Below are 25298 nucleotides of genomic sequence, written 5' to 3' on the forward strand. Positions count from 1 at the left end.
ATGCGATCACGCACCGCATCCCCCGGGAGTAACCGTCATGCCCTTGCGCCGCGCCCTGACCGCCCTCCTGCTCTCCGGCGTCCTCCTCGTGGTCCCCGCCTGCGGCGGCGACTCCGACGGGAGCGCGAGCGGCGGCACCGCGAGCCCTACCTCCTCCGTGCAGAAGCAGAAGCTCGCCAAGACCCGCTTCGTCGCGAACGCCGGACTGGCCGCCGGGGCGACCTACCAGTGGATCGTCAAGCCCTACCGCGAGGGCAAGTTCAAGAAGGACGCCGACGGCCGCAAGCTCACCCTGGTGAAGGCCGGCCTCGCCGGGGCCTTCGCCTACAACCGGCTCAAGGCCGCCTCGGAGAACGCCAAGGGCGACCCGACCCTCTCCAAGCTGGTGGCCCCGCTGACGGCGGGCATCGACTCGCTCAAGGACCTGCCGGCCAAGCTGCGCAGCGGCCAGGGCACGGACGACATCGTGGGCACCTTCCAGGACACCATCAGCGGCGTCAAGTCGGCCGGCGAGGACGCCGGCGCCAAGGTCACCGACAAGGTGCCCTCGCTGTCCCAGCTCAGCGGCGGATGAGCTCGGCCAGCACCCGCAGGGTGGCCGGGTCGGGCGCGGTGACCAGCAGGTCGGTCACCGGGCCCGACCGCCACACCTCCAGCCGCTCCGCGATCCTCCCGCGCGGGCCGACGAGCGAGATCTCGTCCGCGAAGGCGTCCGGCACCGCCGCCACCGCCTCCTCGCGCCGCCCGGCCAGGAACAGCTCCTGGATACGCCGGGCCTCCTCCTCGTACCCCATCCTGGCCATCAGGTCGGCGTGGAAGTTGCGGGAGGCGGCGCCCATCCCGCCGATGTAGAAGCCGAGCATCGCCTTCACCGGCAGCAGCCCCTCCGCCGGGTCGTCGCACAGCCGGGCGCGCGCCATCGGGGCGATCATGAACTCCTTCGGCGCGTCCGCCAGCGACGCCTCGTACACGTCCGTGCGGAACGGCGACCAGTACAGCGGCAGCCAGCCGTCGGCGATGCGGGTGGTCTGGGCGATGTTCTTCGGGCCCTCGGCGCCCAGCAGGATCGGCAGGCCGGCCCGGAGCGGATGCGTGATCGGCTTGAGCGGCCTGCCGAGGCCGGTCGCGTCCGGCCCCGCGTACGGCAGCGGATGGAAGCGCCCGTCCAGCGCCACCGGGCCCTCGCGGCGCAGCACCTGCCGCACGACGTCCACGTACTCCCGGGTCGCGGTCAGCGGACTGCGCGGGAACGGCCTGCCGTACCAGCCCTCCACCACCTGCGGTCCCGACAGGCCGAGACCCAGCATGACCCGGCCGCCGGAGAGGTGGTCCAAGGTCAGCGCGTGCATCGCGGTGGCGGTGGGGGAGCGGGCCGCCATCTGGGCGATGCCCGTGCCGAGCCGGATCCGGCTGGTGTGCGCGGCGATCCAGGTGAGCGGGGTGAACACGTCCGAGCCCCAGGCCTCGGCCGTCCACACCGAGTCGTAGCCGAGCCGCTCGGCCTCCTGCGCCAGGGCCAGGTGGTCGGGGGAGGGGCCGCGCCCCCAGTAGCCGAGGGCCAGACCGAGCCGCATGCGCAGGCCTCCTGCCGCATCTGACGGTATGTCAGCCGTACGGTACGGCAACCTCCCCCGCCCCGGAAGGGGAACAGCCGTGCCCCGGACCGGACGGCCCGGGGCACGGCTGGTGCGCGAGGAGCGGGGGGATCAGCCGCGCTGGATGCCGCCGGCGTCCTGCAGGACGCCGCGCCGGCCGTCCTGGGTCTGCGCGACCAGGGCGGTGCCGCTCTGGTCCACCGCCAGGTACCAGGTGCCGGGGGTCAGTTCGGCGATCTGCCGGCCCGAACCGTCCTCCGCGTACAGCGGCCGCGCCACGGGCACCGCGAACCAGAAGGCCGTGAACTCCGCCGAAGGCTGGGCCTGCGGCTGCTGCTGGGGCTGCTGCTGTGCCTGCGGGTAGCCGTACTGCCCGCCGCCGAACGACGGGTCGGCCGGCGCGCCGTGCCCACCGGTCTGCCCCGGGTACCCGTAGCCGCCCTGCTGCACGCCCGGGTACGGCTGGCCCTGCTGGCCGCCGTACGGCTGCGCCTGCTGGGGCTGCTGCGGCTTGGGAGCGGGCAGCAGCGGCGCCTTCAGCGCGGGCAGGCCCTGCAGGGTGAGCAGCATGGCGGCGGCGAGAGCGGCGGCGGCGACGAAGGAGAGGTAGGCGCCGGCGCCCAGCTCGAAGGCCTCGTTGCCGTTGAAGAGCGACCACAGGGCGTCCCAGGCGGCGGCCACGGACAGCACCGCGCCCCACTGGGCCAGGCCGATGCCGAGCACCTTGCGCCCCTCGGGCTGGAAACGCGAGGCCACGAACAGGCCGGCGGTGACCAGGCCCAGCAGGTGCACCGAGGGCAGCAGCGGGAACAGCTCGCTCTTCCAGGCGCTGACGGCGCACCCGTCCGCGTCGCAGTTCTTCGCGGCGTAGAAGTTCAGGAACGAGGCGATCAGCAGCAGCAGCGCCGCGCCGATCACCGCGCCGTCTCCTCGGGTGAGGGAGCGGTTATTCACGGGGGGTCCTTGTCAGTCGTCTCGTCATCGCTGTCGCAGGGCTGTTCCCCATCGTATGAGGACGCGCGTCCGCGGCTGAGCCCGGCAGGGTCCCGGTGACAGGATCGGGACCCGATGGACACCGGTCGATCACTGCCTGCCCTGCAAATACGCCGTGATGCCGTCCGCGATGCCCTTGGCCGCCTTCTGCCGCCAGCTGGCGCTCTTCATCAGCGCCGCGTCCTTCGGGTCGCGCATGTTGCCGCACTCGATCAGCACCTTGGGCACGGTGCTGAGGTTGAGCCCGCCCAGATCGCTGCGGACGACCAGGCCCGTACCGCGGCCCACGTAGTTGGACGGCTTGGTGCCGGACGCCGTCGCGAAGTGGTTCTTCACGGCGGTGCCCAGCCGCTTGGAGGGCGCGACGATCTTGCGGGTGTCGGCGATGCCGCGGTGCACCGAGGCCGGGAGGATGACGTGGAAGCCGCGGTTGCCGGCCGCCGACCCGTCGCCGTGCACCGACACGACGGCGTCGGCCTTCGCCTTGTTGCCGATCCGGGCGCGCTCGTCGATGCACGGGCCGTACGCGCGGTTCCCGTCCTGCGTCAGCTTCACCGTGGCGCCGCGCGCCGCGAGCAGCGCCCTCACGCGCCGGGACACGTCCAGCGTGTACGAGGCCTCGGAGTACCCCGAGTTGGTCGCGGTGCCCGTGGTGTCGCACGCCTTGCGGCCGGTGCCGATGTTGACCAGGCGGTTGATCTCGCGGGTGTGGCGGCTGTTGCTCGTGTTGTGCCCCGGATCGAGGACGACGACCTTCCCGGCGAGCGGCTTGGCGACGGACAGGGCCTTCGGCGCCGACGGCTGCTGCGACGCCGCGGCCGAAGGCGGCAGCGGCTGCGCGTTCAGCGAGAGGTCGGCGTTCTTGCCGGCTGCCGGATCGCCCGACGCGGTCCATACGAGCCAGGCCGCCGCACACGTCGGCACCAGCGCGGTCACGGCCACGGCGATGCGTGTCTTGGTCTTGAACACGTCAGCGATGCTATCCGCAGGCTCAGATTCCCGGGCCCGTACGCCGCAGTACGTGCAGGGAACCGGTCACCGAGAGCTCCTCGAACGCGCCCGACTCCAGCGCGCGCCGGTAGATCCGCCAAGGCGCCTGGCCGCCGTCGGCCGGGTCCGCGAACACGTCGTGGATCACCAGCAGGCCGTCCTGCGCGAGGTGCGGCGCCCAGCCCTCGTAGTCGTTGCCGGCGTGCTCGTCGGTGTGCCCGCCGTCGATGAAGACCAGGGCGAGCGGCTTCCCCCACACCGTCGCGACCTGCGGGGAGCGGCCCACGACCGCGACCACGTGCTCCTCCAGCCCGGCGGCGTGCAGGGTGCGCCGGAAGGTGGGGAGGGTGTCCATCAGGCCGACCTCGGGGTCGACGAGCGCCGTGTCGTGGTACTCCCAGCCGGGCTGCTGCTCCTCGCTGCCGCGGTGGTGGTCGACGGTGACGGCGACGGTCTTGGCCTCGCGTGCGGCGGCGGCCAGCAGGATCGTGGAGCGGCCGCAGTACGTCCCGACCTCCAGCAGGGGCAGGCCCGGGAGGCGGGTGGCGGCGTCGGCGGCGGCCGCGTGGAGGGCGAGGCCCTCGTGGGTGGGCATGAAGCCCTTCGCGGCCTCGAAGGCGGCCAGTGCGTCCGCGGGGACGTCTGCGGGGGGTGGCGTGCTCATGCCCCCCATCGTCCCCCACGCGTGCGGTCCCCGATGCGGGGGGTGACCCCCGCGGCCCGTTGTTGTGTGCGGCGCCGTTGTGTGTTGCGGGCGGGGGATGCCCGCCGCAGGCGCAGGCAGCCCGCACACGACAACCGGGCCCCACAGAACGCACCCCGGGCAGAGGGTCAGAGCCACCCGTTGTGGCGGGCCGTGCGCACCGCCTCCGTACGGTTCCGGGTGCCCGTCTTCCCGATGGCGGAGGACAGGTAGTTGCGCACCGTCGACTCCGACAGATGCACCCGCGCCGCGATGTCCGCCACCGTCGCCCCGTCCGCCGCCGCGTTGAGCACGTCCTGCTCGCGCGGCGTCAGCGGGCTGGGCCCCGTGCTGAGGGCGGCCGCGGCCAGGGCGGGGTCGATGACGCGGTGCCCGGCGAGGACGCGCCGGATCGCGGCGGCGAGTTCCTCGACGGGGCCGTCCTTGACCAGGAAGCCGGACGCCCCGGCCTCCATGGCGCGGCGCAGGTACCCGGGGCGGCCGAAGGTCGTGAGGATGAGCACCTTGCACTGCGGCAGCCGCTCGCGCAGTTCCGCCGCCGCGTCGAGCCCGCTGCGCCCGGGGAGCTCGATGTCGAGCAGGGCGACGTCGGGCCGGGCCTCCAGCGCCGTGGTGACGATCTCGTCCCCCGCGGCGACCTCCGCGACGACCTCGATGTCGTCCTCCAGGTTCAGCAGCAGGGAGAGCGCCCCGCGCATCATGCCCTGGTCCTCGGCCAGCAGGACCTTGATGGGGCTGCTCATACGGCCTGTTCCTCCTCCACCGGCAGTTCGGCGACGACCCGGAACCCGCCGCGGGGCGCGGGGCCGGTGCCGAGGGAACCGCCGGCCGCGGCCAGCCGCTCCGTGAGCCCCTTCAGGCCGGAGCCCGACCCGGGGGCCGAGCCTACGCCGCGGCCGTCGTCGGTGATCCGCAGGCGTACCTGACCGTCGGCGCCGGCGAGCTCGATGACGCAGGTGGTGGCCCCGCTGTGCCGTACGACGTTGGTCACCCCCTCCCGCACCACCCAGCCGAGGAGGGCCTCGGTCTGCGAGGGCAGCGGCGGGCCGGACTCCTTGACGACGGCCTCGATCCCGGCCGCCGTCAGGGCCGAGCGGGCGCGGTCCAGCTCGGTGGAGAGGCTGCCCTCGCGGTAGCCGGTGACGGCCTCGCGGATCTCGGTGAGGGCCTGGCGCCCCACCGCCTCGATGTCGGCGACCTGGGCGAGGGCGGCGTCCAGGTCGCGCGGGGCGAGCCGGCGGGCGGCCTCGGCCTTGACGACGACCACGGAGAGGGTGTGCCCCAGCAGGTCGTGCAGGTCGCGGGAGAAGCGCAGCCGCTCCTCGGCGACGGCGTTGCGGGCCAGCTCCTGGCGGGTGGCGCGCAGCTGGGTCACCGCGTCGAAGAGGGTGAGCATGGCCGCGGTCACCAGGCCGGAGATGAGGCTGCCGTACCCGATGGACACGCCGTCCCAGATGTCGCCGCTGCGCAGCCCGGAGACGATCCCGGCGGACACCGCGAGGGCGACGAGGACGGGACCCATCCGCCGGCCGCGCACCACGATCCCCACGGCCAGCGACAGCAGCGGGAAGAACACCAGCCAGCTGCCGCCGTAGCCGATGGCAAGGGCGTAGGTGACGGCGGCCAGCGCGAGCAGGTACAGCCGGGGCGCCTTCCCGGCCGCGGCGCGCGGGTTGAGGGCGGTGAAGACGACCCCGATGTAGAGGGAGTTGAAGGCCAGCAGGCCGAGGCCGCCGAGCCAGGGGTTGGCGGCCTTGCCCTGCAGGAGGTGGGACAGGGCGCCCACGCCCATCAGCAGCCAGGGCAGGAAGGTGAAGCGGGTCGGGGGCTTGAGGTCCTCGATCTCCGTGGAGGCGGACCGGGTCACCCGCAGGTGCCGCCACTCGCGCCAGATGCGTGCCGGCAGCGGGGGCCGGGATTCCGTCGTCGCCATGGCCGTCGTCTCCTCCTTCTCCACGGTGCCGGTGGTCTTCACGGGGTGCGTGCCGAGCGGCGGTAGGCGTACACGGCGTACGCGCCGAACAGGGCCGTCCACGCGGCGAGCACGGCGACGGTACCCGCCCGCGGGACCGCGCCGTCGGCGATGCTCCAGCCGAGCTGCCCGAAGCGGTGGGACGGGGTCCACTCGGAGACCGCCCGCAGCCAGCCGGGGAAGACGGACGAGGGGATCCACAGTCCGCCGACGACGGACAGGCCCAGGTTGCAGGCCATGTTCACCACGCCGGTGGTCTGCCCGGACAGCCGGTAGCCGTTGCCGAGGCCGAGCAGGGTGAAGGGGGCGGTGCCGATCCACAGCAGCCCGCCGACCGCCGCCCACTGCCAGGGCTCCAGTTCGACGCCGTTGACGAGCCCGCCGGCCAGCAGGACGGCCAGGATGGCGGGCAGCACGGTGACCGAGCCGCTGATGCAGCGGCCGGTGACGACCAGCAGCGGGGACATGGGGGTGATCCGCAGCTGGCGCAGCCAGCCGAGGCCCTTGTCCTCCGCGACGCTGGACCCGGTGGACACCGCCGAGCCCAGCGCGCCGTACGCGGCCATGCCGATCATGGAGGCCAGCGCGATGGACTTGTCCTCCTCCGAGCCGCTGACCCCGAGGTTGGTGAAGAGCAGGTACATCATGACGGGCATGCCGACGCCGAAGATCACGAATCCGGCGTCGCGCAGGGTGCGGCGGATCTCCAGCGAGACGTAGGCGAGCAGCATCAGACCTTCTCCTCGGTGAGGGCGGCGGTGTCCGTGGCGGTGGCGGGGGTGGCGTCCTCGGCGGAGGACTGCGAGGTCAGGGAGAGGAACGCGTCCTCCAGGCTGGCGGCGGTCACCGTCAGGCCGCGGACCATGCCGCGGTCGGCGAGGGCGACGACGGTGGCGTCGGAGTCCGCGGAGCGCAGCAGGGCGCGGTCGCCGCGGACCTCCACGGTCACCACCCCGGGCAGTTGCCGCAGGCCCTCGGTGGGGGTCCCGGCCAGGTCGAAGGAGACGAGGTTGCCGCCGACGGCCCGCTTGATGCGCTCGCCGCTGTCGTCGGCGACGACACGGCCGCGGTCGATGACCACGATGCGGTCGGCGTTCTCGTCCGCCTCCTCCAGGTAGTGGGTGGAGAACAGCACGGTGTTGCCGCGGGCCGCGTACGCCCGCATCGAGTCCCAGAAGGCGCGCCGGGCCTCGACGTCGAGGGCGGCGGTGGGCTCGTCCAGCACGATGAGCTCGGGGTTGCCGGCCAGGGCCACGGCGAAGCGGACCCGCTGCGCCTGGCCGCCGGAGAGCCGGTCGGCGCGGCGGCCGGCGACCTCGGTGAGGCCGGCCAGCTCCAGGGCCTCGGCCACGGGCATGGGGCGTGGGTAGGTGCGCGCCACGAAGGTGAGCAGCTCCCGTACGGTCACCCGGGGGATCGGCCGGCCGTCCTGCAGCATCGCGCCGATCCGGCCCGCGCGGACCGCCGTGTGCGGGGTGGTGCCGAAGAGCCTGACCTCGCCGCTGTCGGGTTCGTTGAGCCCGAGCAGCAGGCTGATCGTGGTGGACTTGCCCGCGCCGTTGCGGCCGAGCAGGGCGACGGACTCCCCCCGCCGGATCTCCAGGTCGACGCCGTCCACCGCGCGTACCGCGCCGAACGTCTTGACGGCCCTGGTGAAATTCACTGTCGTCGTCATGTCACCGACACTAGGGCGGCCGCCCCCCGCCGGGTCAGTGGGGAATGTACGGACCCGGGCAGGACAAATGTCACTACCGGCGGCAGTTCTGACGACGCGTCAGCTATTCCCAGCGGCCGGGCGATGCGTTATACATGGGCTGGCTAGAACGCGTTCTAGTAGACGCCCTGGCGGGGCCGACGGTGCGGACGGCCGCGCCAGGGCCCACCGCGCAGCGAAGGAGCCGCCGGACATGCCGATCGACGTCGTCGCCGCCACCTCGGCCGAACCCCGCAGCGCCGAACTCGTCTGGGACCACAGGGACGTCATCCTCTACCACCTGGGCCTCGGCGCGAACACCCTCAACTACGCCCTCGAGGGCCCCGGCCTGCAGGTCCTGCCCAGCTTCGCCACCGTCGCCGGCGGCTCGGTCGCCGCCGGGGACGCCCGGGGCGGGCTGTCCCTTCCCGGCATCGAGATCGACCTCGCCGCCGTCCTGCACGGCGCGCAGCGCATCGAGGTGCACCGCCCGGTCCCCGTCCGCGGCCGGGCGCTGCAGACCTCGCGCGTCGCCGACGTGTACGACAAGGGCAAGGCCGCCGTCATCGTGCTGCGCCGCGAGGTCACCGACGAGCAGGGGCCGCTGTGGACCTCCGACGCGCAGATCTTCGTCCGCGGCGAGGGCGGCTTCGGCGGCGACCGCGGCCCCTCCGCCCGCACCGCGCCGCCCGGACGGGCCCCCGACCGCACCGTCCTGCGTGCCACCCGGGAGGACCAGGCGCTGCTCTACCGGCTCTCCGGCGACTGGAACCCGCTGCACGCCGACCCCGAGTTCGCCAAGCACGCCGGCTTCGACCGGCCCATCCTGCACGGCCTGTGCTCCTACGGCATCACGCTCAAGGCCGTCGTCGACACCCTGCTCGGCGACGACGCGGGCCGCGTACGGTCCTGCTCCACCCGCTTCGCCGGGGTCTTCCTCCCCGGCGAGACCCTGCGCATCCGGATGTGGTCCGAACAGGGCCGCGTCCTGGCGTCGGCGACCGCCGTCGAACGGGACGACGCGCCGGTCCTCGCCGACACCGTCGTCGAGTACTCGTAGGCCCCGGAGGGGAGAGGGGAACACCCATGCGTGCAGCGCTCCTGCAGGAGATCGGCCAGGACAAGCTCGAGGTCGTCGACGACATCGAGACGGTGGGCTTCGGCCTGGGCAAGGTGCGCATCCGGCTGCGGGCGACCGGGCTGTGCCACTCCGACCTGTCCGCCATGAGCGGCGTCCTGCCGCAGCCGGCGCCCTTCGTCCCCGGCCACGAGGGCGCCGGGGAGATCGTCGAGACCGGCGAGGGCGTCGAGGGCCTCACGGCCGGCGACCGGGTCCTGGTCTGCTGGCTCCCGGCCTGCGGCGCCTGCCCGGCCTGCCGGCGCGGCCAGTCCCACCTGTGCCTGGCCGGCTTCATGAACGCCGGTACGCCCAACTTCCGCCGCCCCGCCGGGGACGTCTTCGGCTTCGCGGGCACCGGCACCTTCGCCGAGGAGGTCGTGGTCTCCGCCTCCTGCGCCGTGCCCATCCCCGACGACCTGCCGTACGAGATCGCCGCCCTCATCGGCTGCGGCGTCACGACCGGCATCGGCGCCGCGCTGAACACCGCGCGGGTCACCCCCGGCTCGTCCGTCGCCGTCATCGGCTGCGGCGGCGTCGGCATCAGCGTCATCCAGGGGGCCCGCGCCTCCGGCGCCTCGGAGATCATCGCCGTCGACCCCGTGGAGTCCCGCCGCGACGCGGCCCTGCGCTTCGGCGCCACCGACGCGGTCGCCCCGGAGGAACTGGCCGACGCCAAGGCCAAGATCACCGGCGGCGAGGGCTTCGACTACGTCTTCGAGGTCGTCGGCCGCAGCGCCACGGCCCGCACGGCCTACGAGACCACCCGCCGCGGCGGGACGCTCTGCGTCGTCGGCGCCGGGGCGATGGACGACCTCCTGCAGATCAACATGTTCGAGCTCTTCTTCGACGAGAAGCGCATCCTGCCCTCCCTCTACGGCGGCGGCGACGTCCTGCGGTCCTACGACCGCGTCATCCGCCTCTGGCGCGCCGGACGCGTGGACCTGGAGGGGCTCATCACCCACCGCGTACGGCTCGACCGGATCAACGAGGCCGTCGACCAGATGCGCAGCGGTGAGGCGCTGCGCACCTGCATCGCGGTCTGACACCAGGGCTGGAGAAGGCATGGGCGTGCTGGACGGCAGGACGGCGATCGTGACGGGGGCCGGACGCGGCCTGGGCCGTGCGGAGGCGCTGGAACTGGCGCGGCTGGGCGCCAACGTGGTCGTCAACGACTACGGGCAGCCCGGCCGCGACGGCTCCGGCGCGGCGTCGGCGACCCCCGCGGACGAGGTCGTCGCCGAGATCGCCGCCGCCGGCGGCCACGCGGTGCCGCACCACGGGGACGTCGCCGACTTCGGGCAGGCGCAGGACCTGGTCGGGCTGGCGGTCGGCACGTACGGGGCCCTCGACATCCTGGTCAACAACGCGGGGATCCTGCGGGACCGCATGGTCTTCTCGATGACCGAGGACGAGTGGGACTCCGTCGTCCGGGTCCACCTCAAGGGCCACTTCGCCACCACCCGGTTCGCCGCCGCCCACTGGCGCGAGCGCGCCAAGACCACGGACACCCCGGTCTACGGCCGGGTCGTCAACACCTCGTCCGAGGCGTTCCTCGCCGGCTCGGCCGGCCAGCCCAACTACGCGGCAGCCAAGGGCGGCATCGTCGGCCTCACCTCGTCGACGGCCGCCGCCCTCGGCAGGTACGGCGTACGCGTCAACGCCATCTGCCCCCGGGCGCGCACGCGGATGACCGAGGACGTCTTCGCGGGCCTCGGGCGGCCCGGGGACGGGCCGGACCCGCTGGGGGTGGAGCATGTCGCCCCGCTCGTCGGCTACTTGGCGTCACCGGCGGCCGACCGGATCACCGGTCAGCTGTTCGTCGTGCACGGCGGGATGGTGGCGGTGATGGACCGCCCCCGCGTCGCGGCGAGGTTCGACACCGCCAAGGAGGCGTTCACCCACGACGAGCTGGACGACCTGCTCACCCCGTACTGGGCGGGCCGTGACCCCGGTGACACCTTCGCCGCCACCGACGTCCTGGCCCTGCGCCACGGGGGCTGAACCGGGCCTTCCGGGCTCCGGGCCCGTCAGACCTCCATGGCGGGGGGCCCGGAGGGGCGGCGGTGGCGGCCGTGCGGCGCCTGGACCACCTGGGCGCTGTCGTCTTGGGCGGAAGCCGTACCGCGGTGGCGGCCGGCGTGCTGGCCCTCGGCGGAACCGTCCTCGAGGCGGGCCTCGGCGGCGGCGTCGTGTCGGGCATCGGACATGAGGAAACTCCCCGTGACTAGCGTGCAAGGTGCGCGGAACGCCGCAGGAGTTTACCGATTCAAGATCCTGTGGCCAGCGGCGCCTTCTGCAACGGGAGCACAGGGCTGGTCGTGGCCGCCTCCGGGACGTCCGCGGGAGCGCCCTCCGCCGCGCTCCCCGGCGGGGGCGGCACGGGCACCGCGGGCGGCGCCTGGTACTCCACCGTGCCGCACGGGCAGTGCGTGCAGGCGTACGGCAGGCGCAGCACCCCGCGGTCCGACCACAGGCCGGCCCCGGGCAGCCAGCCCTCCGGCGCCGACAGCCAGGTGGTACGGCGTTCCCCGGGCCGCCAGACCGCCAGCGACGTGCCGTGCGGGCCGTCCGCGCGCAGCGCCACCGCGCACGCCTCGGGCATCAGCACCTGGCCGGGCTGCGCCGCGAACGGGGTGAGCACCGCGTCCGGGACACGCAGGCACTCGGCGAACCGCAGGGGCCGGCGGCTGCCCAGGACGCCCCAGCCGATGCGGTCCTCGCCGGTGGCGTCGGTGCGCACTATCAGCAGCCCGCTGTCCGGCTCCGCGAGCAGCAACCGGTCGTTGCTCCCCTCGGTGATCTGCAGCAGCGGGCTGACCGCCCCGGCCCGCTCCAGGTCGACGGCGACCGTCTTGACCGTCCCCTCCGCCTCGCGGTCCAGCGCGAGCAGCCGGCCCGCCCGGTCCAGCCACGCGCCGCCCCCGCAGCGGCCCGGGACCTCCGCCAGCCGGCGCGGCCGCAGGTCCCGGTCGTCGTGCACCAGCCACACCGCCGACACCTCGCGCACCGGGTCGTAGGTGAGCGCGTACGCCTCGCCGGAGGCGACCGGGGGCAGCAGCCGCGCCTCCGCGTCCCCGCCCGGCAGCGAGCCGACGAGCAGTTCGCCGGTCCCGGGACCGGTCGGGTAGAGCAGGGCGAGGTCGTACCGGTCGGCGACCCGGCGGCGGATGAGCACGCGGCCGTCGGGCAACGGCAGGACCTCGGAGCACTGTTCCTCGGGCTGGTTGCCGGGCAGGGGCACGGTGTACGGCTCGGGCCCGCCGAGCGTCCAGCGCTCGGGGTACCAGCCGTCACCCCCGTCGGGTGCCTGGGCCAGGCAGGCGGCGTAGGAGCCGTCCGCGGCGATCGTGAACCCGGCCCGTCGCACGGTGGTGGTCTCGGTGGCGCAGGCTGTCATGGTGTGGCTCACCTCCGGGCCACGACGCTAGTTTTCGCACGCCCGGGCGTCCGACACGAGTTGGTGGTCTTCACACATAAGGGTGGCTCTCGTCCCGTTCCGTCGGACTTCGGATGCTCGGTGTGCTCATGACCAGCCCGGGATTCCGGCCGCCCGCCACCGGCGCGGTAACCTCGACCCGTGCCGAAACTGTCCGACGTCATCGCCGCCCTCGAAGCCCTCTGGCCTCCGGCATGGGCCGAGCAGTGGGATGCCGTCGGTCTCGTCTGCGGGGACCCGGACGCGGAGGTCGGCCGGGTCCTGTTCGCCGTCGACCCGGTCCGGGAGGTCGTCGAGGAGGCGATCGCCACCGGCGCCGACCTGCTGGTCACGCACCACCCGCTCTACCTGCGCGGGACGACGACGGTCGCGGCGACCGGCTTCAAGGGCCGCGTCGTGCACACCCTGATCAAGAACGACGTCGCGCTGCACGTGGCGCACACCAACGCCGACCGGGCCGACCCCGGGGTCTCCGACGCCCTCGCCGAGGCCGTCGGCCTGCGGGTCACCGGACCCCTCGTGCCCGACCCCGCCGACCTGGCCGGCCGCCGCGGCCTCGGCCGGATCGGCGAACTGCCCGAGTCGATGACGCTGGCGGAGTTCGCGCGCCGTGCGGCGGCCGGCCTGCCGGCCACCGCGACCGGACTGCGCGTCGCGGGCGACCCGGAGCGGCAGGTCCGCACCGTGGCGGTGTGCGGCGGCTCCGGCGACAGCCTCTTCGACGATGTGCGCAGGGCCGGGGTGGACGTCTACCTCACCGCCGACCTGCGCCACCACCCGGCGTCCGAGGCGCAGCAGGCGGGTCCGCCCGCGCTCGTCGACGCCGCCCACTGGGCCACCGAATGGCCCTGGTGCGAGCAGGCCGCGCGCCGGCTCGACGAGGTCTGCGAACGGCACGGCTGGGCACTGCGAACGTCCGTTTCGCGCGCCGTCACCGACCCGTGGACGGCCCACGCCCCGGCACTTCCCCTTGACGAACCCACGACCTCAGGAGCCCCCCGCTGAAAGCCGCGCCCGCAGACCAGATCCGACTGCTTGAGGTCCAGGCCCTCGACGCGCGCCTCGCGCAGCTGGACCACAAGCGCATCAACCTTCCCGAGCACGCGGAGATCGAGCGCCTGAACTCCGACGTGACCCAGCTGCGCGACCTGCTGGTCGCCGCCCAGACCGAGGAGAGCGACACCGCCCGCGAGCAGACCAAGGCCGAGCAGGACGTGGACCAGGTGCGCAAGCGCGCCGTCCGCGACCAGGAGCGGCTGGACTCCGGCGCGGTCTCCTCCCCCAAGGACCTGGAGAACCTGCAGCGCGAGATCGCCTCGCTCGCCAAGCGGCAGAGCGACCTCGAGGACGTCGTCCTGGAGGTCATGGAGCGCCGCGAGGGCCTGCAGGAGCGGGTCCAGGAGCTGACCGGGCGCCTGGAGTCCGTGCAGGCCAAGGCCGGCGAGTCCACGGAGCGCCGCAACGTGGTGCTGCAGGAGATCGACGCCGAGGGCTCCACGGTCACCAAGGAGCGCGAGATCATCGCCGGTTCGGTCCCCGCCGACCTGCTGAAGCTCTACGACAAGCTGCGCGGCCAGTCCGGCGGCGTCGGCGCCGCCCGGCTCTACCAGAAGCGCTGTGAGGGCTGCCGGCTGGAGCTGAACATCACCGAGCTCAACGAGGTGCGGGCGGCCGCCGCCGACGAGGTCGTGCGCTGCGAGAACTGCCGCCGCATCCTCGTCCGCACCCCCGAGTCGGGCCTGTAATGGCCCGTACGTTGGTGGTGGAGGCCGACGGTGGGTCCCGGGGCAACCCGGGACCGGCCGGGTACGGCGCCGTCGTCTGCGACGGCGCCACGGGTGAAGTGCTCGCCGAGGCCGCCGAGTTCATCGGCCGGCACACCAACAACGTCGCCGAGTACCGGGGCCTGATCGCCGGGCTGCGCGCGGCGCGCGCGATCGACCCGCAGGCCCGGGTACGGGTGCGGATGGACTCCAAGCTGGTCGTCGAGCAGATGTCCGGCCGCTGGAAGATCAAGCACCCGGACATGCGGCCGCTGGCCGCCGAGGCGAAGACCGTCCTGCCGGCGGAGCAGGTCAGCTACGAGTGGATCCCGCGCGAGAAGAACAAGCACGCCGACCGGCTCGCCAACGAGGCGATGGACGCCGGCAAGCGCGGCGAGCAGTGGGAGCCCGGCCGCTCCGCCGCCGCGCTGGTCACCGCCGCCACCGAGCCCGAACCGGTGGACGAGGCCGTGAACGAGGCACCCAAGGCCCCGCCCGTCGGCTGGGCGGCGGCGGCCGACCTCGGCACGCCCACCACCTTCGTCCTGCTGCGGCACGGCGAGACCCCGCTCACCGCGGACAAGCGCTTCTCCGGCAGCGGCGGCGACGACCCGGAACTCTCGGAGAAGGGCCTCTGGCAGGCCCGGCGCGCCGCCGACACCCTCGCCGCCCGCGGCACCGTCCAGGCCGTCGTCACCTCGCCGCTGGCGCGCTGCCGGCAGACCGCGCAGGCCGTCGCGGACCGGCTCGGCCTCGACGTACGCGTCGACGAAGGGCTGCGCGAGACCGACTTCGGCGCCTGGGAGGGGCTCACCTTCGCCGAGGCGAAGGAGCGCTACCCGGACGAACTCGACGCCTGGCTCGGCTCGGCCAAGGCCGCCCCGCCCGGCGGGGAGAGCTTCGCCGCCGTCGCCCGCCGGGTCTCCCTCTCCCGGGACAAGCTCCTCGCCCGTCACCCCGGCCGCACGGTCCTGCTGGTCACCCACGTCACCCCGATCAAGACCCTGGTCCGCCTCGCCCTGGGCGCCCCGCCGGAGTCGCTGTTCCGGATGGAGCTGTCGCCGGCGGCGCTGTCGGTGGTGGCGTACTACGGGGACGGGAACGCGTCGCTGCGGCTGCTCAACGACACGTCACACCTGCGCTGACGGCGCGGGCCGCGCCGTTGCCCGCAGCGCGGCCGCCTCGCGGGCGAGCCGCTCCACCCGGTCCCAGTCGCGGTCCCGCAGGGCGTCCTGCGGGACCATCCAACTACCGCCCACGCAGGCGACGTTGGGCAGCGCCAGATACGCCGGTGCGCGCTCCGCGTCGATGCCGCCGGTCGGGCAGAACCGGACGTCCGGCAGCGGGGCGGCCAGCGCCCTGAGGTACGCCGTGCCGCCGGCCGCCTCCGCGGGGAAGAACTTCAGCTCCGTCACGCCGCGTTCGGCCAGGGCGACCACCTCGGAGGCGGTCGACACGCCGGGCAGGAACGGCAGCCCGGACGCGGTCATCGTGTCCAGCAGGCCCGGCGTCCACCCCGGGCTCACCAGGAACCGCGCCCCGGCCCGCGCCGCCGCCCCCACCTGCTCCGCCCGCACCACGGTCCCGGCCCCCACGACTGCCTCGGGCACCTCGCGGGCCGCCGCGGCGATCGCCTCCAGCGCGGTGGGCGTCCGCAGCGTGAACTCCACCGCGGTCAACCCCCCGCGGACCAGCGCCCGGACGAGCGGGGCCGCGTCGGCGGGGTCGTCCAGCGTGAGGACGGGGATCACGGGGGCGGCGGGGGCGAGGTTCAGCACCGTGGCATCGTGCCGCCCCCGTGCGGCGCCCGCAACGCGCGTTGCAGCCTGCGCAACGGGGTGCCCCTTGCGGCCTGTTGTTGTGTTGCGGCCTGTTGTTGTGTGCGGCTCCGTTGCGCCTGCGGCGGGCGTCCCCCGCCCTCCCGCGCGATTGCCCGGCGCGGTCAGTGACCGCCTCGCGCGGTCGTTGTGGGGCCGGTGCCGCGCCGGGGCACGCCCCCCAGCCTTCGGTCGGGGGGACCCCCATGGGCGCACCCCGCCACACCCCTCCGGTTGTCTAGGCGACTAACGGCCGGTAGGGGTGAGAAGGCGGTCCGGGGTTGCCACAAGTGCCCTTCTGAACCCCCACCGGCCGTCATGCGCCCACACAACGGGAGGGGGTGTGGCGGGGTGCGCCCGGAACCGACGAGCGGTACGCGCGGCGCCGAACGATGTGGGGGTAAACCGCGAGCGCTGAGGACGTGCGCCGGCGCGGCCCCGACCCAGGCACACGGTGCGAGGCCCGCACTGACCGCGCCGGGCAATCGGGCGGGAGGGCGGGGGATGCCCGCCGCAGGCGCAAACGACCCGCACACAACAGCGAGCCGCAACCACAACCCACCCGCACAAGAACTCAGTGGACGTCCGTCACCAACACGTCGAGGCGGCCGGGCGCAGGCACTTCCACCGTGAAGCCCAGGTCGCGCAGGGCCGCGACGAGCGCGTCGGGGTTCCCGGGGCGCGCCCCGGACTCCAGGAGGGCCCGCACGATCCGCCCCTTGGTCGCCTTGTTGAAGTGGCTGACGACCTTCCGCGTCTCGGCCTGCACCACCCGCACCGTCGCCGTGCGCCCCGCGAGCGCGCTGCGCGGGGCCGGTTTCCACGCCGCCCCGTACGCCGAGGACCGCAGGTCCAGGAGCAGGCCCCCGCCCGCGGCCTCCGCGGCGTCCGGGAGGGCCTCGGTGAGGTGCGTGCGCCAGTACGTGGCGAGCGACCCGAGCGCCGGCAGCTTCACGCCCATCGAGCAGCGATACGCGGGGATCGCGTCCCGGACGCCGACCGCGCCCCACAGCCCGGAGAAGACCAGCAGCGAGCGGGCGGCCCGGCGCCGGGCGGCGGCGTCCAGGGTGTCCAGGCCGAGGGCGTCGTAGAGCACGCCGGTGTAGATCTCGCCCGCGGGCCGGGTCCGCGCCTCGCGCAGCCCCGCGTTGCGGGCGATCTCGCCGCGCAGTCCGGAGCTGAGCCCGAGCACGTCCGCGGCCTTGTCCTCGTCGCCGCCCGCGCAGAGCCCGACGAGCTCGTCCAGCACCGTCGCGCGGGCCGTGGTGAGCCCGGGCAGGGAGAGGGAGCCCAGGTCGACGGCGGGGCCGGTGCCGTCGGTGGCCTTGCCCTCGGACGGCGGTAGCAGGACGAGCACTGTTGTTCTCCTTCACGTTTCCCCGGTGCAGTGCAGCCTACGACCGCCCGACTTAGGCTCGCTCCATGCCTCGTCGTCCCCTGCGCGTCACCACCGCCGACGGAGTCCGGTTGAGGTCCGCGCTGGACGCGCTCCGCGCGGACCTGCACGTGCGGCGGGACTTCCCGGCGAACGTGCTCGGGGAGGCCGAGGAGGCGGCGCGCGATCCCCGGCTGCCCGCGTACGACGCCACCGACGTGCCGTTCTTCACCGTCGACCCGCCCGGGTCGCTCGACCTGGACCAGGCGATGCACCTCGCCGTGCGCGAGGGCGGCCGCGGCTACCGGGTGTCGTACGCGATCGCCGACGCCGCCGCCTTCGTCACGCCCGGCGGCGCGCTGGACGCCGAGGCGCACCGGCGCGTGCAGACCCTGTACTTCCCCGACGTCCGGGTGCCCCTGCACCCGCCGGTGCTCGGCGAGGGGGCGGCCAGCCTGCTGGCCGGGCAGGACCGGCCCGCCGTGCTGTGGCGGATCGACCTCGACACGGACGGCGCGGTCACCGACGTCGACGTCCGCCGGGCGCTCGTCCGCAGCCGCGCCCGGCTGGACTACGCGGGCGTGCAGCACGCGATCGACGCCGGCACCGCCGAGGAGCCCGTGGCGCTGCTCCGCACCGTCGGCCGGCTGCGCGAGGAGCAGGAGAGGGCCCGCGGCGGCATCTCCCTGAACGTGCCCGAGCAGGAGGTCGTGGAGCTCGACGGCGGCTACGCCCTGCGGTACCGGGCGCCGCGCCCCGTCGACGCCTGGAACGCCCAGATCTCCCTGCTCACGGGCATGGTCGCCGCCGGCGTCATGCTCCGCTCCGGCACCGGCATCCTTCGTACGCTCCCGCTCGCCCCGCACGGGGAGGTGGCCAGGCTGCGCAGGGTGGCCGCGGCGCTGCGCATCGACTGGCCGCACATGACCTCGTACGCCGAACTCGTCCGCACCCTGGACCCGGAGCGCACCACCCACGCTGCGTTCCTGCACGAGGCGACGAGCCTGTTCCGCGGCGCCGACTACACGCCCTTCTGGCCCGGCCACCCCGCCGAGCCGGCCGTGCACGCCGCCGTCGCCGAGGCGTACACGCACTGCACCGCGCCCCTGCGGCGCCTCGTCGACCGCTACGCCGCCGAGTTCTGCCTGGCCGCGGTGGCCGGCCAGGAGCCGCCGGAGTGGGTCGCGGCCGCGTTCCGGGACCTGCCCCGCGACATGCGCGGCGGATCGCACTTCGCGGCCACCATCGAGAGCGCCTCCCTCGACCTCGTCGAGGCGGCCCTGCTCAAGGACCGCGTCGGCGAGGTTTTCGACGCCTACGTCATCGACATCAAGGACTCCGACCCGACCTCCGGCACGGTCCACCTGCGTGCCCCGGCCGTCGTCGCCCGCGTCCGCGGCGGCGCCGCACCCCTCCCGCTCGGCGAGCCGCTCCCGGTCCGTCTGACGCAGGCCGACCCCGGCCGCCACACCGTGCTTTTCACCCCGGCGTGATCGGCCGGTAGCATGGTCGCCACGGCAGACGAGCCGAGCGGGCGGCCGCGTCAGGACCTGGTCCTGCCGAGGAACGTCCGGGCTCCACAGGGCAGGGTGGTGGGTAACGCCCACCCGGGGTGACCCGCGGGACAGTGCCACAGAAAACAGACCGCCGGGGCCGCAAGGCTCCCGGTAAGGGTGAAACGGTGGTGTAAGAGACCACCAGTGCCCAGGGTGACCTGGGCAGCTAGGTAAACCCCACCCGGAGCAAGGTCAAAAGGGGCCGTCGTGAGACGGCCCTGCGCGGACGATCGAGGGCTGCCCGCCCGAGTCCGCGGGTAGACCGCACGAGGCCGGCGGCAACGCCGGTCCTAGATGGATGGCCGTCGCCCGGCCGGCCGCGAGGCCGACCGGGGACAGAACCCGGCGTACAGCTCGACTCGTCTGCCTCACCCGCCGCCGGCCTCCTCCGGCGGCGCCGCGCACTCCGCGGCCAGCCGTGCCATCCCGTACTCCTCCGCGACCGCGCGGGCCGAGCGCAGCAGGCGCGGGGCCTCCGCGGCGGCGTCCGGGCGGCCGCAGGCGCGCAGGGCTCGGGCCTGCCACAGGCGGAGCCGGGCGAGCTGCGGGGCGGAGGTGCGGGCCGGGGTGGCCGCCAGGCGGAAGTGCGCGAGGGCGGCGTCCGGTTCCCCGGCGGTCAGGGCGAGCACACCGCACGCCTGGGCCGTGGGCGCGACCAGCACCGTGGGCCAGCCGGCCAGGGCGATGCCGGTGCCGTTGTGCGGGGCCAGCCGTTCGCGCAGCCGGGCCACCAGGGGCCGCAGCTCGGCCTGGTCGCCGATCGCGGCGCAGGCCTCGGCGAGCAGGGCGAGCGTGGGCACCGCCCAGCCGTGCGGCGGCAGGGCGCGGAAGCCGTCGGTGTCGTCGGCGAAGGCCTGCAGCAGGTCGGCGGCCTGGTCCCGGGCGCCGGTCTCGCACAGGGCGAGGACGAGCCCCGCCCGCCAGACCGGGAAGTAGCCGTGCTCCTGCACGTCGTCGGCGAGGCCGCCCGCGAACAGTTCGTGCATCCGGCCCTGCTCGCGCAGCAGCCAGTACGCCTGGCCCATCCGGGTCTGCCGGAAGTTGCCGGCCGGCACGTCCAGGTCGGCGGCGAGCCGGTCGGCGTACTCGGCGGACTCCCGCAGGATCCAGTCCGCCGCGGCCGCGAACCGGCCGCGCCACAGGTCGAGCGTGGTGTCGAGGGTGCGCTGCTGCCAGCGGGCCAGTTCACTGCGGCTCGCGGCGGCGTGCCTGCGGTGCTCCTGGGCCGTGGACAGCGCCGGGTACACCCGGCCCATGCGCAGCTGGTCCACGGCCAGCCCCATCAGCGCCTCGCCCCGGAAGTGCGCCGAGCCGTGGCGTACGGCGGCGTCGCGCAGCCGCTCCGACAGCGCCAGGGAGGCGGCGGCCGGCGCGAAGTCGTACAGGCCCCAGCGGCACTCGGTCAGCACCTCGCAGCGCACTTCCTCGCCGACGCCGGAGGCTTCCGCGGCGTCCGCGGCGTCCGCGCGTTCCAGGCCGCCCAGCGTGTGCCGGGCCAGGGCCGCGCCGCTGTCCGGGCCGGCCTGGGGCACGGCGGTGTCCGCGCTGACCGCCATGGAGAGCTTCTTCGCCCGGTGCGCGTTGAGCTGCAGGCGCAGCGCGCCGGCCTCGGGACCGGGGTCGTCGCGCAGGGCGGCCAGACTGTCGCCGATCAGGTGCAGCAGCTCCCGGTCGACCTGGCCCGGGTCCGACCAGCGGCGGCAGATCCGCACCACGGCCAGGGCCTGGGCGCGCGGCCGGCCCTCGGCCAGCCGGTGCGCCTCCCGGTAGCAGCGGTCCGCCTCGCGCATGCGGCCCGCGGCGTGCCGCAGGTCGCCGCGCCGCACGAGCCGGTCGAACTCCTCGCCGTACCCGGAGGCCAGGGCGGGGGCGTCGGGCGGCACGGGCGCGGCGCGGTCGACCAGCTTGGACGCCGTACGGACCGGACCGCGGACCCCGTCGCGCTCCTTGCCGCCGCGGGGCTCGCGGGCGGGCCGCGGCCGCGGGGCGAGGCTGAGCAGTTCGCCCCCGGCCTCGAGGAAGTGGTCGCACCTCTCGGCCAGTTCGTACGTCGGGCGGCGCATGCCGTTCTCGACCCGGCTCAGGAAGCTGCGGCTGCACGGCACGCGCTCCGCCAGTTCGCCCAGCGACTTGCCGGCCGCCTGGCGCCTGCGGCGCAACTCCTGCCCGAAGCCGTTCTGTTCCGCCTCCAAGGGCCCCTCCGTTCCCGTCGCCCGGTGCCTGCCCGGGTGTTGCCAAATATGCCCTGGCAACACCCGGGCCCTCCGGATAACTGCGGAATGGGGACAGCCTGTCAGGTGCGGGGCGGGTACGGACGCCCCAAGACCGGGGGGAGTTGACCGATGAGCGGCTTCGACACGTCGTGGGCGGGCAGGCCGAAGGTGGTGGCCGCCGTCGACTTCGGCACGCACGGCACCGGCTTCGCCTGGGCCGTGGTGACCCCGCTGAACGACGATCCGCAGTCCCGGCGGATCACCTTCTACAGCCGGTTCCCCGAGCACCGCGTGGACTACCCGAAGAACCTGACCGCGCTGCTCGTCGACGCGGACGGCACCACGGTGGCCTGGGGCCACAAGGCGCGCAAGCAGTGGTCGGAGGCCTCCGACGGCGGCCGGACGGACGGCCTGGGCTACGCCTACGCGTTCAAGATGGCGCTCAAGGACGACGGCGCCCCGGTGGACATGCCGACCACCGGCGGCATCGTCGACCTCGGCGACCGCGGCCGGGTGCGCGAGCTGATCACGGCCTACCTGCGGGAGATCAGGGAACTGGCGGTCGCCCAGATCAAGGACGCGGGCTACGCCGAGCGGGAGATCCGCTGGTGCATCACCGTCCCGGCGATCTGGGACGACGAGGACCGGGCCGCGATGCGGCACGCGGCGGTGGACGCCGGCTTCCCCGACGACCCGGAGCGGCTGCTGCCGTCCATCGAGCCGGAGGCCGCGGCGCTCTACTGCTACCTGCGGATGGCCGACCTGACCGACGGGACCGGCATGCGCGACCGGCTGCAGCTCAACGTGGACGGCTTCCGCTTCATGGTGGTCGACTGCGGCGGCGGCACCGTGGACGTCACGGCGTACGAGACCTCCAGCGACGCGGCCGAGCTCATCGCGCTCCGCGAGATCGGCGTGGCCACCGGCGGCCGGCTCGGCTCGGAGTACGTCAACCAGGCCTTCCGTGAGCAGGCCCTGGGCAAGCGGCTGGGGCCCGAGCTGCTGAGGCGGCTGGAGCGGGAGCACTCGGGGGACCTGCTGGAGCTGTCCGAGCAGTGGGAGCGGGCCAAGACCACCGCGGAGGTCGAGTGGGACGAGGACGGCACCCCGCACATCATGGACACCGTCCGGATCGACCTGCCCGTCACCGTCTGGCAGTTGCTGGACGAGGGCAGCCGGGCCCGGCTGGCGGAGGAGGCGGGCGGCCGCCCGCAGCGGATGGTGCTGGCGCCGGAGGAGGTGGAGGTCCTCCTGGACAGCGTGGTCGAGGGGATCCTGGACAAGGTCGAGGAGCAGCTGGCCGCCATCCGCCGCACCAGCGGGGAGGCCGCGGGCGCGGGCGCCACGGGGTCGGAGACCCTGGTGCTGGTCGGCGGGTTCGCCAAGTCCCAGTGGCTGCGGGAGCGTATGCACCGGCACTTCGGCTCCCGGCACCGCATCCTGGTGCCGCCGGACCCGGCGCTGGCGGTGCTGGAGGGGGCGACCCACTTCGCGTACAACCCGCGGGTGTTCCTGTCCCGGCAGGCCAAGTACACCTACGGCTTCGAGACCTCGAAGCTGTTCGAGGAGAGCGTCGACTCGCCGATGCGGATGTTCCGCGACGACGACGGCGACATCCTCTGCGTGGGCCGCTTCGCCGTGGCCGTGCGGCGGCTGGACAGCGTGCGGGTGAAGGACGCCTTCCCGTTCACCATCCTGCCCACCCGGGAGGACCAGACCGAGATCGAGCTGCGGGTCTACCGCACCGTCAAGGCCGAGCCCCGCTAGGTGGACGAGGACGGCTGCGAGGAGATCGGCCGGCTCGCCGTCGACATCGGGGAGACCGTGGGGCGGCCCTTGGCTGGAGCGGATCCTCGCCGACATTCCGGACCCCGACGAGCGGCGGATGGTCGCGGAGGTCGCGGGCGTCGGCCTGTCCGCGCGGCTGCGGCCGCCGCACCGGCCGATCGGCTACGCCGTCGCCCGCGCGCTGGACCTGTCCACCCGGCCGCCCGCGCGCCGTCCGGACGACCCGGCCCGCGTGGCCGTCGAGGACGCCCGCCGCGACTGCGGCCACGTACCCGCGGTGACCCACGAGGAGTTCGTCCGCGGCGTCATCCACGAGCAGGCCGACGCCGCCCGCCAGGCACGCGCCGCGCTGCGCACCGAGACCGAGAAGCGACGGGGGACGGGGGAAGGGGGAGGGCCCGATGCCTGAGCACCAGGGGGAGGTCCGGGGGGTGGGGGGCGTGGGGCCCGCCGGACCCGGTCCGGGCATCGGGCCCCACGACGGGGGCAGTCCCGTGCCGGACCGCTTCGGGGACCTGCGGCGGCGTGCCGCGGGCATCGGTTCCGGGCCGCTGCCGGAGTACGGCGCGGCGGCGGGCCCGGGCACGGGGGCGGTACCGGCCCCGGACCGGTGGGAGACCGCACAGGGGACGGCCTCGCACCGGTTCGGGCTGGTACTGGCGGGAGGCGCCGCCAAGGGCGCCTACCAGGTGGGCGCGGTCGAGTGCCTGGCCCACCACGGCGCGCGGATCACCGCCATCGCCGGGACCAGCATCGGGGCCCTCAACGGGGTCGCGCTGGCCGGTGCGCCGAGCCTGCGGGAGGGGGCGGCGCGCCTGGCGGAGCTGTGGCGCGACTTCACCTCCCGCATGGGCGACGCCCCGTTCGGCACCCGGGCCGTCGCGGACGGGGCCGTCTCCGAGTCCCTGCTGCAGAGGTTCGGCAACCTCGCGCCCCGGGTCGTCCGCCTCCTCGGCGCGCACGGCGACCTTGAGCGGCTCGCCGACCGCGCCGTCGACGCGGCCGCGCTGCGGCGCCCGGCGGCCGTCACCATGCGGGTCGCGGCGTACCCCGTCCTGGCCCCGAACCCGCTGCCGCACCTGCGGGCCGGACAGATGGCCGCCGAATGGCTGGCCGGACTCCTCGGCAGCCGCTCGCGGATCCTCCACCTCAACGGCCTGGAGCACGCGGAGATCAAGGAGGCCGTGCTGGGCAGCGCCGCGCTTCCGTTCCTGTTCGCGCCGCGCCAGGTCGCGGGGGAGTACTACCGCGACGGCATGCTCGGCCGGGACAACACGCCCATCCGCGCCCTGGCCGACCTCGACCACTGCGACATCGTCATCGTCGTCCAGCTCGCCCCGGGCGAGACCGTGCGGCAGATCGAGCACCCCGGGCTGACCCTGCTGCGCGTCCGCCCGTCCCGCCCGCTCACCCCCGAGGGCACCCTGGGCACCCCCAGCGGACTGCTGGACTTCTCGCCCGCCACCTTCGAGCGGCTGCGCTCCCGCGGCTACGAGGACACCGAGCGAATGCTCGCCAGGACCGCCGGCCTGCTCGGCGCGGCGCACGAGGTGCGCGCGGCCGAGGAGTTCATGGCCGACGCGGTCCAGCGCGTCATCGACAAGGGCCGCCGGCTCCGCGGCGGTCCGTGAGGCGGCGCCGTTCGCGCGCGCACACTGCCGGGAACGGGCCATGCCCACGGGCCCGCGGACCTGCCACCCTCGCTGTGGCAGTGGCGTGGCAGGGGGGAGCCCACATGGCGGGCGGCGGAGGCGGCGGCGCGTTGTTCTCGGTGGTCTGGGGGCTCGGGGCGACCGGCTTCGGGTGGGTCCTCGTGACGGACTTCCGGGGTGCGGCGCGTCGCTTCCACACGATGTCCTCGCGGTCCGCGCCCTTTGGCGGGGGCCGGCCACCGGCCGTCGGCATCGGGTTCGTCCGCTGCGTGGCCGGGGTGTTCGCCCTGGCCGGGCCGGTGGTCCTGGTGACCGGTCTGCTCGTGCTGGTCCGGGACCCGGCGGCGCCGGAACGGCTGCCCCGGCTGCCCTTCCCCTTCGCCGTGTTCGCCATCCTCGGCGCAGGGGTGGGGCTGTGGACCTTCTGGCGGCGCTCCGGCGTGCTCCGCCTCGAATGGGCGGAGGGCGGCACCGTCCGGCGGGCGGCGGCGGCCGTCCTCACGGCGGTGCTCGTCGCCTTCCCGGTCCTGTTCGTGCTCGGCCGGACGATGCCGATGCTCCTCGTCTGGCTGCTCGGCGGTATCGCGGGCGGGGTCCTGCTGGTGGGCCGCCGGGACCGGGCGCCGCGGTGA

Annotated in this window: 25 protein-coding genes and 1 other RNA gene; 13 read left to right on the forward strand and 13 right to left on the reverse strand. The window is 74.6% G+C overall.

All coding sequences use genetic code 11. The annotated features are described in order from the left end of the window. Positions 1–37 precede the first annotated feature (37 nt). Positions 38–574 (forward strand): hypothetical protein, encoded by a 537-nt coding sequence (locus PV410_RS03345; protein WP_500322182.1) that lies wholly within the window; start codon positions 38–40, stop codon positions 572–574. Here the strand turns inward: PV410_RS03345 and PV410_RS03350 are convergent. From PV410_RS03350 to PV410_RS03385, 8 genes are all read right to left on the reverse strand, one after another. Further along, positions 561–1574: an LLM class F420-dependent oxidoreductase gene (locus PV410_RS03350; RefSeq protein ID WP_500322184.1), complete on the reverse strand. Its 1014-nt coding sequence runs from the start codon at positions 1572–1574 to the stop codon at positions 561–563. The genes PV410_RS03345 and PV410_RS03350 overlap by 14 nt on opposite strands. A gap of 132 nt (positions 1575–1706) precedes the next feature. Then, a complete protein-coding gene (locus PV410_RS03355) occupies positions 1707–2549 on the reverse strand; it encodes a DUF5336 domain-containing protein (protein WP_500322185.1) in 843 nt (280 codons plus the stop codon). A gap of 129 nt (positions 2550–2678) precedes the next feature. Next, positions 2679–3557, reverse strand: a complete 879-nt coding sequence (locus tag PV410_RS03360) for an N-acetylmuramoyl-L-alanine amidase (RefSeq protein ID WP_500322187.1) — start codon at positions 3555–3557, stop codon at positions 2679–2681. Positions 3558–3579: 22 nt separating this feature from the next. Then, positions 3580–4251: a class I SAM-dependent methyltransferase gene (locus PV410_RS03365; RefSeq protein ID WP_500322189.1), complete on the reverse strand. Its 672-nt coding sequence runs from the start codon at positions 4249–4251 to the stop codon at positions 3580–3582. 158 nt (positions 4252–4409) lie between these two features. Beyond that, positions 4410–5024: a response regulator gene (locus PV410_RS03370; RefSeq protein WP_500322191.1), complete on the reverse strand. Its 615-nt coding sequence runs from the start codon at positions 5022–5024 to the stop codon at positions 4410–4412. Then, positions 5021–6214, reverse strand: a complete 1194-nt coding sequence (locus PV410_RS03375) for a sensor histidine kinase (RefSeq protein WP_500322396.1) — start codon at positions 6212–6214, stop codon at positions 5021–5023. Before PV410_RS03375 ends, PV410_RS03370 begins: the two co-directional genes overlap by 4 nt. 38 nt (positions 6215–6252) lie before the next feature. Next, the gene (locus tag PV410_RS03380) at positions 6253–6984 is read right to left on the reverse strand and encodes an ABC transporter permease (protein WP_500322192.1); all 732 of its coding nucleotides are present in this window, start codon (positions 6982–6984) and stop codon (positions 6253–6255) included. After that, entirely contained in the window at positions 6984–7916 is a 933-nt protein-coding gene (locus PV410_RS03385) for an ABC transporter ATP-binding protein (protein WP_500322398.1), read from the reverse strand. The genes PV410_RS03380 and PV410_RS03385 overlap by 1 nt, the downstream gene beginning before the upstream one ends. 244 nt (positions 7917–8160) lie before the next feature. Here PV410_RS03385 and PV410_RS03390 point away from each other — a divergent pair, with 244 nt between their 5' ends. From PV410_RS03390 to PV410_RS03400, 3 genes are read left to right on the forward strand one after another with little or no spacing between them, the layout of a single operon-like run. Further along, positions 8161–9006 (forward strand): MaoC/PaaZ C-terminal domain-containing protein, encoded by an 846-nt coding sequence (locus tag PV410_RS03390; protein WP_500322194.1) that lies wholly within the window; start codon positions 8161–8163, stop codon positions 9004–9006. 26 nt (positions 9007–9032) lie between these two features. Beyond that, complete coding sequence (locus PV410_RS03395; RefSeq protein ID WP_500322196.1) at positions 9033–10109, forward strand: Zn-dependent alcohol dehydrogenase; 1077 nt, start codon at positions 9033–9035, stop codon at positions 10107–10109. A 19-nt stretch (positions 10110–10128) separates the two neighbouring features. Further along, positions 10129–11067, forward strand: coding sequence for a 3-oxoacyl-ACP reductase (locus tag PV410_RS03400; protein ID WP_500322197.1), 939 nt, complete (start codon positions 10129–10131; stop codon positions 11065–11067). Positions 11068–11093: 26 nt separating this feature from the next. On the opposite strand, the gene PV410_RS03405 is transcribed toward PV410_RS03400, so the two are convergent. Continuing rightward, the gene (locus tag PV410_RS03405; RefSeq protein ID WP_500322198.1) at positions 11094–11273 is read right to left on the reverse strand and encodes a hypothetical protein; all 180 of its coding nucleotides are present in this window, start codon (positions 11271–11273) and stop codon (positions 11094–11096) included. A gap of 59 nt (positions 11274–11332) precedes the next feature. Then, a complete protein-coding gene (locus PV410_RS03410; protein ID WP_500322199.1) occupies positions 11333–12463 on the reverse strand; it encodes a hypothetical protein in 1131 nt (376 codons plus the stop codon). A 180-nt stretch (positions 12464–12643) separates the two neighbouring features. Between PV410_RS03410 and PV410_RS03415 the strand changes: the two genes are divergently transcribed. Genes PV410_RS03415 through PV410_RS03425 form a run of 3 tightly spaced genes read left to right on the forward strand, consistent with a single transcriptional unit; the run spans position 12644 to position 15410 of the window. Continuing rightward, a complete protein-coding gene (locus PV410_RS03415; protein ID WP_500322200.1) occupies positions 12644–13507 on the forward strand; it encodes a Nif3-like dinuclear metal center hexameric protein in 864 nt (287 codons plus the stop codon). Beyond that, positions 13504–14247 (forward strand): zinc ribbon domain-containing protein, encoded by a 744-nt coding sequence (locus PV410_RS03420; RefSeq protein ID WP_500322399.1) that lies wholly within the window; start codon positions 13504–13506, stop codon positions 14245–14247. Before PV410_RS03415 ends, PV410_RS03420 begins: the two co-directional genes overlap by 4 nt. Next, complete coding sequence (locus tag PV410_RS03425) at positions 14247–15410, forward strand: bifunctional RNase H/acid phosphatase (RefSeq protein WP_500322201.1); 1164 nt, start codon at positions 14247–14249, stop codon at positions 15408–15410. The genes PV410_RS03420 and PV410_RS03425 overlap by 1 nt, the downstream gene beginning before the upstream one ends. Here PV410_RS03425 and eda read toward each other — a convergent pair. After that, positions 15396–16043: a bifunctional 4-hydroxy-2-oxoglutarate aldolase/2-dehydro-3-deoxy-phosphogluconate aldolase gene (gene eda / locus PV410_RS03430; protein WP_500322202.1), complete on the reverse strand. Its 648-nt coding sequence runs from the start codon at positions 16041–16043 to the stop codon at positions 15396–15398. The genes PV410_RS03425 and eda overlap by 15 nt on opposite strands. A 613-nt stretch (positions 16044–16656) precedes the next feature. Beyond that, complete coding sequence (gene yaaA, locus PV410_RS03435) at positions 16657–17439, reverse strand: peroxide stress protein YaaA (RefSeq protein WP_500322203.1); 783 nt, start codon at positions 17437–17439, stop codon at positions 16657–16659. 65 nt (positions 17440–17504) lie between these two features. Here yaaA and PV410_RS03440 point away from each other — a divergent pair, with 65 nt between their 5' ends. Both PV410_RS03440 and rnpB read left to right on the forward strand, forming a co-directional pair. Continuing rightward, positions 17505–18950 (forward strand): RNB domain-containing ribonuclease, encoded by a 1446-nt coding sequence (locus PV410_RS03440; protein WP_500322205.1) that lies wholly within the window; start codon positions 17505–17507, stop codon positions 18948–18950. 29 nt (positions 18951–18979) lie between these two features. Next, positions 18980–19379: RNase P RNA component class A (gene rnpB / locus PV410_RS03445), an RNA gene on the forward strand. Between the two features lie 2 nt (positions 19380–19381). Here the strand turns inward: rnpB and PV410_RS03450 are convergent. After that, complete coding sequence (locus tag PV410_RS03450; protein ID WP_500322206.1) at positions 19382–21205, reverse strand: helix-turn-helix domain-containing protein; 1824 nt, start codon at positions 21203–21205, stop codon at positions 19382–19384. 150 nt (positions 21206–21355) lie between these two features. On the opposite strand from PV410_RS03450, the gene PV410_RS03455 reads away from it, so the two are divergent. From PV410_RS03455 to PV410_RS03470, 4 genes are all read left to right on the forward strand, one after another. Next, positions 21356–22993 (forward strand): Hsp70 family protein, encoded by a 1638-nt coding sequence (locus tag PV410_RS03455; RefSeq protein ID WP_500322207.1) that lies wholly within the window; start codon positions 21356–21358, stop codon positions 22991–22993. A 118-nt stretch (positions 22994–23111) separates the two neighbouring features. After that, a complete protein-coding gene (locus tag PV410_RS03460; RefSeq protein ID WP_500322208.1) occupies positions 23112–23423 on the forward strand; it encodes a hypothetical protein in 312 nt (103 codons plus the stop codon). Continuing rightward, positions 23416–24645 (forward strand): patatin-like phospholipase family protein, encoded by a 1230-nt coding sequence (locus PV410_RS03465; RefSeq protein ID WP_500322209.1) that lies wholly within the window; start codon positions 23416–23418, stop codon positions 24643–24645. Before PV410_RS03460 ends, PV410_RS03465 begins: the two co-directional genes overlap by 8 nt. A gap of 104 nt (positions 24646–24749) precedes the next feature. Beyond that, positions 24750–25298: a hypothetical protein gene (locus PV410_RS03470; protein WP_500322210.1), complete on the forward strand. Its 549-nt coding sequence runs from the start codon at positions 24750–24752 to the stop codon at positions 25296–25298.

It is taken from the genome of Streptomyces sp. PA03-5A (assembly GCF_033792725.1).
Classification (GTDB): Bacteria; Actinomycetota; Actinomycetes; order Streptomycetales; family Streptomycetaceae; genus Actinacidiphila.